A 12,247-nucleotide genomic window follows, 5' to 3' on the forward strand; every position below is an offset into this window, starting at 1 on the left:
ACGGAGAAATCTAGCAAGCAAGAAGCTTGACTAGTACAAATTAGAATCTGTTTTTTAACTTTCTGTTCAATTTTGAGCGACCAAGTTTGCTCAAATGTTCTTTGAAAATTGCACATAATTATATAGATATGTTAATACAACATAGCCAAGAAATATTCTTTGTAACTTAGTTTTAAAACTAATATCATGACAATAGGTCAAGCTACAAAGGGCGCATGGTGAATGCCTTGGCATCAGGAGCCGATGAAGGACGTGATAAGCTGCGATAAGCTTCGGGTAGGCGCACATAGCCAGAGATCCGAAGATTTCCGAATGAGGAAACTCACATGGGAAACCCCATGTATCCATAAGTGAATACATAGCTTATGGAAGGTAAACCCAGGGAACTGAAACATCTAAGTACCTGGAGGAAGAGAAAGAAAAATCGATTTTCTTAGTAGCGGCGAGCGAAAGGGAAAGAGCCCAAACCGGAAATTTATTTCCGGGGTTGCGGACAGAACATTAACGAGAATTTATGGATAATTGAAGATGACTGGAAAGTCAAGCCATAGAGTGTAATAGCCACGTAAGTGAAATTCATAATAATCAAGTTCTGATCCAGAGTACCACGAGACACGTGAAACCTTGTGGGAAGCAGGGAGGACCACCTCCCAAGGCTAAATACTACCTGATGACCGATAGTGAAGCAGTACCGTGAGGGAAAGATGAAAAGAACCCCGGGAGGGGAGTGAAATAGAACCTGAAACCGTGTGCCTACAACCGGTCAAAGCCCCTTATGAGGGTGATGACGTGCTTTTTGTAGAACGAGCCAACGAGTTACGGTATGTAGCAAGGTTAAGTACTTAAGGTACGGAGCCGAAGGGAAACCGAGTCTTAATAGGGCGACTAGTTGCATGCCGTAGACCCGAAACCGGGTGACCTATCCATGGCCAGGTTGAAGCGGGGGTAAAACCCCGTGGAGGACCGAACCACGTTGCTGTTGAAAAAGCATGGGATGAGCTGTGGATAGCGGAGAAATTCCAATCGAACTCGGAGATAGCTGGTTCTCCTCGAAATAGCTTTAGGGCTAGCGTCGGATATGAGTAGTGGAGGTAGAGCACTGAATGGGCTAGGGGGCATAGCGCTTACCGAACCTTATCAAACTCCGAATGCCACATACTATTAGTCCGGCAGTCAGACTGCGAAAGATAAGTTCCGTAGTCAAAAGGGAAACAGCCCAGATCGTCAGCTAAGGTCCCAAAGTGTAAGTTAAGTGGAAAAGGATGTGGGATTTCTAAGACAACTAGGATGTTGGCTTAGAAGCAGCCACTCATTAAAAGAGTGCGTAATAGCTCACTAGTCGAGAGATCCTGCGCCGAAGATGTCCGGGGCTCAAACTTACCACCGAAGCTACGGGTTCACACTTATGTGTGAGCGGTAGAGGAGCGTCGTAATCGGGCTGAAGTCGTACCGTAAGGAGCGGTGGACTGATTACGAGTGAGAATGTTGGCATTAGTAGCGAGATGTGGGTGAGAATCCCACAGGCCGAATATCTAAGGTTTCCTCAGGAAGGTTCGTCCGCTGAGGGTTAGTCGGGACCTAAGCCGAGGCCGAAAGGCGTAGGCGATGGACAATCGGTTGATATTCCGATACCACTACTGATCGTTATTATCGATGGTGTGACGGAGAAGGATAGAGTGTGCTAGCTATTGGATGCTAGTCTAAGCGTTTAGGGAGTTAGGAAAGGCAAATCCGTCCTAACAATTCTGAGGCGTGATGGGGAAGGTTCTACGGAACCGAAGTACTTGATTCCATGCTTCCAAGAAAAGCATCTAGAGAGAGATGTAGTGCCCGTACCGCAAACCGACACAGGTAGATGAGGAGAGAATCCTAAGGCCGGCGGAAGAATCACAGTTAAGGAACTAGGCAAATTGACCCCGTAACTTAGGGAGAAGGGGTGCCTGTGAGAGCAGGCCGCAGAGAATAGGCCCAAGCAACTGTTTAGCAAAAACACAGGTCTCTGCTAAAGCGAAAGCTGATGTATAGGGGCTGACGCCTGCCCGGTGCTGGAAGGTTAAGGGGAACACTTAGCGCAAGCGAAGGTGTGAACTTAAGCCCCAGTAAACGGCGGCCGTAACTATAACGGTCCTAAGGTAGCGAAATTCCTTGTCAGGTAAGTTCTGACCCGCACGAATGGCGTAATGACTTGGGCACTGTCTCAACTGTGAATCCGGCGAAGTTGTAGTGCGAGTGAAGATGCTCGCTACCCGCGATTGGACGGAAAGACCCCGTAGAGCTTTACTGTAGCTTAGCATTGAATTTCGGTATTGTCTGTACAGGATAGGTGGGAGACTGGGAAATCAGGGCGTCAGCCTTGATGGAGTCGTCCTTGGGATACCACCCTGACAGTACTGAGGTTCTAACTGGGTGCCATGAATCTGGTGACAGGACATTGTTAGGTGGGCAGTTTGACTGGGGCGGTCGCCTCCTAAAAAGTAACGGAGGCGCCCAAAGGTTCCCTCAGAACGGTCGGAAATCGTTCGAAGAGTGCAAAGGCAGAAGGGAGCCTGACTGCGACACCCACAAGTGGAGCAGGGACGAAAGTCGGGCTTAGTGATCCGGTGGTACCTCGTGGGAGGGCCATCGCTCAACGGATAAAAGCTACCTCGGGGATAACAGGCTGATCTCCCCCAAGAGTCCACATCGACGGGGAGGTTTGGCACCTCGATGTCGGCTCGTCGCATCCTGGGGCTGAAGTAGGTCCCAAGGGTTGGGCTGTTCGCCCATTAAAGCGGCACGCGAGCTGGGTTCAGAACGTCGTGAGACAGTTCGGTCCCTATCCGTCGCGGGCGTAGGAAATTTGAGAGGAGCTGTCCTTAGTACGAGAGGACCGGGATGGACTGACCTCTGGTGCACCAGTTGTTCCGCCAGGAGCACAGCTGGGTAGCTAAGTCGGGAAGGGATAAACGCTGAAAGCATCTAAGCGTGAAGCCCACCTCAAGATGAGATTTCCCATAGCATAAGCTAGTAAGACCCCTTGAAGAACACGAGGTTGATAGGTCAGAGGTGTAAGTGCAGTAATGTATGTAGCTGACTGATACTAATAGGTCGAGGGCTTGACCAAGTTAAAGATATTTCAATAATTATGTGCAATTTTCAGAGAACAACTCTGATTAAGGAATACAATCCTAAGGGATTGCATACCTTCCAGTAACCAAATATAAAATTTGGACTGTCAGGCATTTGGTAATGATGGCATAGAGGAAACACTCCTTCCCATACCGAACAGGAAAGTTAAGCTCTATAGCGCCGATGGTACTGCATGGGAGACTGTGTGGGAGAGTAGGACGTTGCCAAGTTATAAAGAGAATAGCAATAGCTATTCTCTTTTTTTATATAAGTTTTGTTATGGAACAAAAAATAAATATCTACGCCACTTTTTTACAAATAAAAATATGTACAATAATAGATAATATATTATATGATATATAATTGAGTAAGAAATACATAACTAATAAAGGAGGATAAGAATTATATGAGGCTGATATTGAAGTATTTAAAGAATTATAAGTTATTAGTAGTTGTTAATGTTATATCAGTATTTGGATTTGCTCTGGTAGAGTTAGGAATACCAACTATAATGGCAAAAGTAATTGATAGTGGGATAGCTAATAAAGATATTCAATATATAAAAAGGATGGGTGGAGTTATAGTACTTATTTCAATTTTAGGTGTTGCAGGAACAATTCTTTTAGGGTATTGTTCAGCTAAAATATCTACTGGTATAACTAGAGATATAAGAAATGATATTTTTAAGAAAGCTCAAGAATTTTCTCATAGTGAATATGATAAGTTTGGTATATCATCAATGATTACAAGAACTACAAATGATGCATTTGTTTTATTGCAATTTGTTAATACTCTTTTAAGAACGGCAGTATTAACTCCTGTTATGTTTGGAATTAGTCTAGTACTAATACTTAGAACTAGTGTAAAGCTATCAACAGTACTTGCTATTACTGTACCATTTATAGTTATAGGTGTTATTGTTATTGCTAAAATATCTGAGCCATTATCTGAAACTCAGCAAAAAAGACTAGATAAATTAAATAGAATATCTAGAGAAAATCTAACAGGTATAAGAGTTATAAGGGCATTTGGTAATGATAATCATGAAAAAGAACGTTTTGAAGAGACAAATGAAGCATATGCAAGTGTATCTAAAAAGTTATTTAAGCTGATGGCAGTGTCACAGCCATCATTCTTTTTGTTACTTAACGTAGCAATTTTAGCAATATTCTGGGTTTCTAGTAATATGATAGATGCTGGTACTCTTCAAATAGGAGAATTAGTTGCATTTATAGAATATTTATTTCATGCAATGTTTTCATTAATGCTATTTTCAATGGTATTTGTAATGTATCCTAAAGCACAGGTATCTGCTAATAGAATTGAGGAATTATTAAATGAAGAATCTTTAATTAAAAACCCTGAAAACGGAGTAAAGCAAACGGAAGTAAAGGGTGAAGTTGAGTTTGATAATGTAACATTTGTTTATCCTAATGGAGAAGAGCCAGTACTTAAAAACATATCTTTTAAATGCAAGAAGGGAGAAATGATTGCGTTTATAGGAAGTACAGGAAGTGGTAAAAGTACATTAATAAATCTTATACCTAGATTTTATGATGTTACCGAGGGTAGTATAAAAGTTGATGGTGTTGATGTAAGGGATTATGACCTTAAGGCTTTAAGAAAGAAAATAGGTTTTATACCACAAAAGACTTTATTATTTACAGGAAGTATATCTAGCAATATAAAGTTTGGTAAGAAAAATGCAAAAACAGGTGAAGTAGTTCATTCTGCAAAAGTAGCTCAAGCATATGATTTCATATCAAAGAAGCCTAAACAATTTGAAGAAATAATAAGTGAAGGTGGTAAGAATGTTTCTGGAGGACAAAAGCAAAGGTTATCTATTGCTAGAGCATTAGTAAGAAAGCCGGAAATATATATATTTGATGATAGTTTTTCAGCCTTAGATTTTAAGACGGATTCAATACTTAGGGAAAGACTTAAGGAAGAAACAAAAGAGTCTGTTGTGTTAGTAGTTGCTCAAAGAGTTGGGTCTATAATGGAGGCAGATAGAATTGTAGTTCTAAATGAAGGAGAAATAGTTGGAATAGGAAAGCATAAAGAGTTGTTAAAAAATTGTAAAATTTATAATGAAATTGCATCATCTCAATTAACAAAGGAGGAATTAGAATATGAATAAGTTTAAAGTTATAGTTAAAAAAATTTCTCCTTTTATAAAACCTTATAGATGGGCATTTTTTGGAGCCATAATTTTTATAATTTCAGCTGCAATATTTAATGCATTAGCTCCAGTAACTGAAGGATTAATAATCACTCAATTAACTGAGGATTCTTTCAATATAATGAAAGGAATTGAGGGAGCTGGAGTTGACTTTGGATACGTAATAAAGGTAATGATAGTTTTAGGGGGCGTTTATGTTTCAAGTACTGCTTCAACTTATATTGCAAGTTTTCTTTTAACTAATGCAATTCAAAATACAGTAAAAGGACTTAGAAATGCTGTGCAAGATAAGATAAGAAGGTTGCCAATAAGCTATTTTGATGGGAATAGTTATGGAGATGTATTAAGCAGAATAACTAATGACATAGACACAATATCTAATGCCCTTCAACAAAGTTTTGTGCAAGTTGTTAATTCATTTTTATCAATTACCCTTGCACTTATAATGATGTTTACTATAAATATAAAAATGGCATTTATAGCTGTTTTTATAATTCCGTTAAGTATATTAGTATCAAGATTTATTGTAAGTAAATCACAAAATCTATTTTATAGACAGCAGAAGGCACTGGGAAAATTAAATGGTAAAGTACAAGAAATGTATACTGGTTTTAATGAAATAAAGCTTTATGGAAAGCAAGAAGATTCTATAAAAGAGTTTATGGAAACCAATGATGAACTTTGTAGAACTGGATTTAAAGCACAGTTTATATCAAGCACAATGTCTCCACTTGTTTCATTAGTTAGTTATATTGGAATTGCTATAATAGGAGCAATAGGAGCTATAGATGCAATTAGAGGAATAATTACTACAGGAAACTTACAAGCTTTCATAAGATATATATGGCAAATAAACCAACCTTTATCGCAAGTAACTCAATTATCTTCTGCTATGCAATCAGCTGTAGCAGCTATGGAAAGAGTAATAGAAATCTTAGATGAGGAAGAACAAATAAAAGATAAAGTAGATTCAATAACACTAAAGGATCCAAAGGGAAATGTAACCTTTGATCATGTTAAATTTGGCTACTTTGAAGATAAAACTCTTATTAAAGATTTGAATGTAGATATAAAAAGTGGTCAGATGGTTGCAATAGTTGGACCAACTGGTGCAGGAAAAACAACAATTATCAATCTACTAATGAGATTTTATGAGATTCAAGGAGGAGCTATTAAAATTGATGGCGTAGATATTAGAGATATAAAGCGTGAAGAGCTAAGAAAGATGTTTGGAATGGTACTCCAAGATACATGGCTTTATAAAGGCACAATAAAAGATAATATTAGATATGGAAGATTTGATGCAAGTGATGAAGAAGTTATAAATGCAGCAAAAGTTGCAAATGTACATCATTTTATTAAAACCCTACCAGATGGATATGATATGATTCTGAATGAAGAAGCTTCAAACATATCTCAGGGTGAGAAACAATTACTTACTATTGCTAGAGCAATATTAGCTGACCCTGCCATTTTAATACTTGATGAAGCTACTAGTTCAGTAGATACAAGATTAGAACTTATGATTCAAAATGCAATGAAAAACGTAATGAGCGGTAGAACAAGTTTTGTAATTGCTCATAGATTATCTACAATAAGAAATGCAGATTTAATATTAGTTATTAATGATGGAGATATTGTTGAAAAAGGTACACATGAAGAGCTAATGAATTATAGAGGATTCTATGAAAAATTATACAATAGTCAGTTTGCAAATAAATAATAAAAAAGACTCAATGAATAACTTAAGGTTATTCATTGAGTCTTTTTTTATTAAATTATAATAATATAATTTTAAAAAAATAAATTGACAAATTAATATAAAGAATTGTAAAATTTATAACAAAATATTAAAGTGCTAAGGTTAACTAGTATTTTTATATTAAACTATTAAAAATATAATAAATTTATTGAAGAATATTGACAAAGGACAAGCCACCTACTATTATATTAATTATATGGTACAATTTTGGTAACTAGGTATTATAAGGAACATCTAGATAACAATGGGGTAGTTAGACGTAATTAACTTGTCTGATACCCTTTTATTATAAATACCTTAGTAATGAATATAGTCAGTATATTTATAAAAAGATTAACATAAAATGTTAGTTAATATGAATATATTGAATTATATAAAGCAATAATCATACATAAAAAATAAAGGGGGATAAAAACATGAAACGTAAAAAAATAGCTATTGCGTTATCAGCTGCTCTTTCTGTATCTGTATTAGCAGGATGCGGAGGAAGTGATAACGGAAGTAATGGTGGTACTACAGATTTATCATCAGATGTTGTTACAACATATGAAGCTAAGGATATGACTAATAATCCTGAAGTTGCAAAAAATAGAAAGGATACTTTAGTAATTGGTACTATTGCACCAGATGGAGTATTTAATCCATTGTATGCAGAAAGTGCATATGACATGTATCCAACTGAATTAATGTTTGGTGCATTAACAGCACCTCAAGCTGATGGTTCTATGGGAGAATACTTAGCAGGATTACCAGAAATTTCAGAAGATGGTCTAACTTATACTTATAAGATTAAAAAAGACGCAAAGTGGTCTGATGGAACAGATGTTACTGCGAAAGATGTAGAAATGGCAATAAAGATAGCTTGTGATAGCAGCTATACAGGAATTGCAGACTATAGAACAGGAAGAGTAAAAGTTAAGGGAGCTCAAGAATATTTTGAAGGAAAAGCTGATTCAGTATCAGGTGTTGAAATAGTTGATGATAAAACTGTTAAGTTTACATTAGTAGAAAAGAGTTCTTCAGCTGAAATAGTATTAGGAGGTACTCAACCAGTTAATGCAGCGTACATGGCTAAGTACTATTCTCAAGGACATACAGATAAATTAAAAGAAACATTTACAAATCCAGGTCCAACATCAGGAGCTTATAATTTCAAGAGCTACAAAAAGGGACAAGAATTAGTTCTAGAAGCTAATGATAATTTTGTTCTTGGAAAGCCTGGAATTAAGAATATAGTTTATAAAGTTACTACTGAAGCTACAAAACTTCAAATGTTAGAAGCTGGAGATATTGACTTAGTTGATCTATCAGTAAGTGAAGATAATGTAAGTCATAGTGAAGATTTAGGATATCTTGGATACAAGTTATATCCAACAAATGGTTACGGATATATTTGCTTTAACCATAATAAACCACAATTTAAAGATCCAGCAGTTAGAAAGGCATTAACAGTTGCTTTAGATAGACAAACTATAACTTCTTCAATCTTTAATAAGTATGCTGAAGTTATAAATGTTCCTCAAACAAAAGCTTCATGGGCTTACTATGAAGGTGATAATAAATACGAATACAACTTAGAAGAAGCTAAGAAAATCTTAGATGAAGCTGGTTGGAAAGTAGGAGCAGATGGAATCAGAGAAAAAGATGGAGTTAAATTAACAATTAACTTTACTGGTACTTCTGATAATGATGTTGTAGATTCAATACTTTCAGTATCTAATGATGACTGGAAAGAACTAGGAGTTAAGTACACTAGTGAAAAGATGGACTTCACTGCTATGAGAGAAAAGCAACAAGGTAACGATTGGGATATGATGTTCATGGCTTGGGGATTAACTAATGACCCTAACGATATGGATGTTTATGGAACAAATGGTTCTCAAAATAAGACAAATTACAGCAATGAGAAGGTTGACAAATTATATGATCAAATTAATAAAGAATTAGATAAAGAAAAAGCTAAAGAGTTATATAAACAATTATATACTGAATTAAATAATGATTTACCATATATATTTGTATATCAAAGAAGTGATATGTGGGCTTACAATGGAAGAGTTAAAGGATTAGAAAACTCACCATTTGTTCACTATACTTGGAACCTTTATAAGGCAACTTTAGCAGAATAATAGTTCACTAATTAATTTGTGAGGCATTTCATAATGAAATGCCTCTAATAATTAGAAGAATAAATTAGTTTATTTTTCTAATTATTCAATTAAATGTAATTAACGAACTTAGAAATGGGGAGAGAAAATGTTACAATATACAGTAAAAAGAATATTGAAGATGATACCTACATTGCTAATAATCTCTATATTGTTATTTAAGGTTATTGACTTAGCACCAGGAAATTTTCTGGATACTAAGGTTAATCCTAATATGACAGTAGAAAAGTTAGAGCAGTTAGAAGCGGTATACGGATTTGATAAGCCTTTTGGTGAAAGATATGTAAACTGGCTTAAGAAAGCAGTAAAAGGAGATTTTGATGAGTCTCTTAAGTTAAGACAACCAGTAAGTGAAATTATAAAAGATTATGCTTGGAATTCATTTGTTTTAGCTGGAACAGCATTTTTATTATCTATATTAATTGCTATTCCATTAGGTATAGTGTGTGCAACAAAACAGTATTCTCTTGCAGATAAGGCAACTACAATACTGACATTTGTTTCTATATCATTACCATCTTTTTTACTTGGACTTATGCTTATAAATGCATTTTCATTAAAGATTAAATTATTTCCTATAGGGGGAATGACTACAGCAGGTTCTAATTTAACAGGAGCTGCTTATTACAAGGATGTATTAATTCATATGGTATTGCCAGTTGTTAGTTTAACTATCTTACAAGCAGGATCTTTGATAAGATACGTTAGAACAGCTATGCTAGAAGTAATTAACCAAGATTATATAAGAACAGCTAGAGCTAAAGGGCTAAAAGAGAAGGTTGTTATTTATAAACATGCTTTAAGGAATGGATTGATTCCAGTAATAACTTATATTGGTATGAGTTTACCTGGTTTATTTGCAGGTGCTCTTATTACTGAAACAATATTTGTATGGCCAGGTATAGGTAGAATAGGATATGAAGCAATATTAAATAGAGACTATACTTTACTTATGGGATTTAATATGTTCATGGCTGTACTTACTTTAATGGGTAATTTACTATCAGATATTCTTTATGCAGTGGTTGATCCACGTATAAAATTAAAGTAGGAGGGGAAACGATGCTAGATAAATTAAAGAAAAACAAGCAACAAATAGAGGCAAAAGAAATAGATGAATCTAATGTTGATAAAAAAGATGCAACAAGTTATGAAATTGAATCCCCTGGAAAATTAATTATAAGAAGACTAAAGCAAAATAAATTCGCAATGATAGGATTGGCTTTATTAATATTTATGTTTATATTTTCCTTTATAGGACCGTTATTATCTCCATATGGTTATAATGATAGAAGCGCATTAATTAAAGCAGCGCCATCTTTAAAACATTGGTTTGGTACTGATTATCTTGGAAGAGATGTACTTACAAGAGTTATGGTTGGAGGAAGAATTTCAATAGCAGTTGGTGTAGTATCAGTTGTTATATCAGTTGTTGTAGGTACTTTAATAGGTTCTATAGCAGGATATTATGGTGGAAAAATAGATTATTTCTTAATGGCATTTACAGATATATTCTTATCAATACCATTCTTACCAATAGTAATTTTAATGGGAAGTATGTTGTCTGATTTAAAAGTAAATCCTAATATGAGAATAGTAGCATTGATGTTTATGCTTGGTTTACTTTCTTGGCCATCTATTGCAAGGTTGGTTAGAGGAGAAATATTATCTTTAAGAGAGCAAGAATTTATGCAAGCTACAGAATCATTAGGACTTAAAGATACTAGAAAGATTTTAAAACATTTAATTCCAAATGTTATCCCTACAATAATTGTTAACGCTACTTTAGGAGTTGCATCTGCAATACTTACTGAATCAGCATTAAGTTATTTAGGTATGGGAGTAGTTGAACCTACACCATCATGGGGAAATATGATTTCAGCATCAAATAAAGCAATTGATTTACAAAAAAGACCATGGCTTTGGATGCCACCAGGTGCTTGTATGGTAATTACAGTAATGGCAGTTAATCTTTTTGGGGATGCCCTAAGAGATGCACTTGACCCTAAGAAGAGAAGATAGGAGGAAGAGGTATGAGTGAAAATTTAATAGAAGTAAAAAACTTAAAAACCTTTTTCAAAACAGAAGCAGGAATAGTTAAAGCAGTAAATGATGTTTCTTTTAAGGTCAAAAAAGGTGAAACTGTATGTGTTGTTGGTGAATCAGGATGTGGTAAATCAATAACAGCTATGAGTATTATGGGATTAGTATCTAAGGATACTGGCTTTAATGATGGTGGACAAATTTTATTTGAGAACAAAGATTTATTAAAAGCAACTGATGCAGAAATGAGAAGTATTAGAGGTAAGGATATCGCAATGATATTCCAAGAACCAATGAGTTCTCTTAATCCAACATTTACAATAGGATTTCAAGTTATGGAGCCTTTAATTTTACATGAAGGTTTAGATAAGAAAACTGCTAGAAAGAGAGCAATAGGATTATTAGAAGAGGTAGGAATACCTAGAGCTAATGAAATTGTTGATTGTTATCCACATGAATTATCAGGTGGTATGAGACAAAGAGTTATGATAGCTATGGGGCTTGCTTGTAAGCCAAAACTTCTAATTGCAGATGAACCAACAACAGCATTAGACGTTACAATACAAGCACAAATTTTAGATTTAATGAGAAAGATAAAAAGTGATCTTAATACATCAATCTTATTAATAACTCATGATCTTGGGGTTGTTGCAGAAATGGCAGATTATGTTGTTGTTATGTATGCAGGTAAGGTTGTTGAAGAAGGTGGAGTTATGGAGATATTTAAAAATCCATCTCATCCATATACAAAGGGACTTTTAAAGTCAAAACCTATAATTACTGAAAGAAAAGAAGAATTATATTCTATACCTGGACAAGTTCCTAATCCTGTTGGAATACCTGATTCTTGTTATTTCAGTGAAAGATGTGAATGTTGTAAACCAGAATGTAAGAATACAATTCCACATTTAAGATTAATAGAAGATAACCATAAGGTAGCTTGTTGGTTATATGAAGAAAATACATCAAAGGAGGAAAATTAGT

6 protein-coding genes and 2 rRNA genes are annotated in these 12,247 nt (G+C 35.2%); all 8 read left to right on the top strand.

The annotated features are described in order from the left end of the window. Positions 1-195: 195 nt before the first annotated feature. The 8 genes from DR024_RS04470 (at position 196) to DR024_RS04505 (ending at position 12,246) form a co-directional block, all read left to right on the top strand. Positions 196-3,103 (top strand): 23S ribosomal RNA (locus DR024_RS04470). 118 nt (positions 3,104-3,221) lie between these two features. Continuing rightward, a 5S ribosomal RNA gene (gene rrf / locus DR024_RS04475) occupies positions 3,222-3,338 on the top strand. Between the two features lie 176 nt (positions 3,339-3,514). Next, the gene (locus tag DR024_RS04480) at positions 3,515-5,248 is read left to right on the top strand and encodes an ABC transporter ATP-binding protein (RefSeq protein WP_027097277.1); all 1,734 of its coding nucleotides are present in this window, start codon (positions 3,515-3,517) and stop codon (positions 5,246-5,248) included. Then, positions 5,241-7,013: an ABC transporter ATP-binding protein gene (locus tag DR024_RS04485; RefSeq protein WP_027097278.1), complete on the top strand. Its 1,773-nt coding sequence runs from the start codon at positions 5,241-5,243 to the stop codon at positions 7,011-7,013. Before DR024_RS04480 ends, DR024_RS04485 begins: the two co-directional genes overlap by 8 nt. Before the next feature lie 455 nt (positions 7,014-7,468). Beyond that, a complete protein-coding gene (locus DR024_RS04490) occupies positions 7,469-9,181 on the top strand; it encodes an ABC transporter substrate-binding protein (protein WP_055185273.1) in 1,713 nt (570 codons plus the stop codon). A gap of 127 nt (positions 9,182-9,308) precedes the next feature. Further along, positions 9,309-10,271 carry an ABC transporter permease gene (locus DR024_RS04495; protein WP_027097280.1) on the top strand — a complete coding sequence of 321 codons (963 nt, stop codon included), beginning with the start codon at positions 9,309-9,311 and terminating at the stop codon, positions 10,269-10,271. 11 nt (positions 10,272-10,282) lie between these two features. Then, positions 10,283-11,242, top strand: coding sequence for an oligopeptide ABC transporter permease (gene opp4C, locus DR024_RS04500; protein ID WP_034865865.1), 960 nt, complete (start codon positions 10,283-10,285; stop codon positions 11,240-11,242). Between the two features lie 11 nt (positions 11,243-11,253). After that, on the top strand, positions 11,254-12,246 hold the full coding sequence (locus tag DR024_RS04505; RefSeq protein ID WP_027097282.1) for an ABC transporter ATP-binding protein: 993 nt from the start codon (positions 11,254-11,256) through the stop codon (positions 12,244-12,246). The last annotated feature ends 1 nt before the right edge of the window (position 12,247 follow it).

It is taken from the genome of Clostridium paraputrificum (genome assembly GCF_900447045.1).
GTDB classification, from domain to species: Bacteria; Bacillota; Clostridia; order Clostridiales; family Clostridiaceae; genus Clostridium; species Clostridium paraputrificum.

Excerpts from the sequence above, each read along its gene's own strand:
- opp4C (WP_034865865.1), top strand. The coding sequence starts at position 10,283 with ATGCTAGATAAATTAAAGAAAAACAAGCAACAAATAGAGGCAAAAGAA.
- DR024_RS04495 (WP_027097280.1), top strand. The coding sequence starts at position 9,309 with ATGTTACAATATACAGTAAAAAGAATATTGAAGATGATACCTACATTG.
- DR024_RS04505 (WP_027097282.1), top strand. The coding sequence starts at position 11,254 with ATGAGTGAAAATTTAATAGAAGTAAAAAACTTAAAAACCTTTTTCAAA.
- DR024_RS04490 (WP_055185273.1), top strand. The coding sequence starts at position 7,469 with ATGAAACGTAAAAAAATAGCTATTGCGTTATCAGCTGCTCTTTCTGTA.
- DR024_RS04485 (WP_027097278.1), top strand. The coding sequence starts at position 5,241 with ATGAATAAGTTTAAAGTTATAGTTAAAAAAATTTCTCCTTTTATAAAA.
- DR024_RS04480 (WP_027097277.1), top strand. The coding sequence starts at position 3,515 with ATGAGGCTGATATTGAAGTATTTAAAGAATTATAAGTTATTAGTAGTT.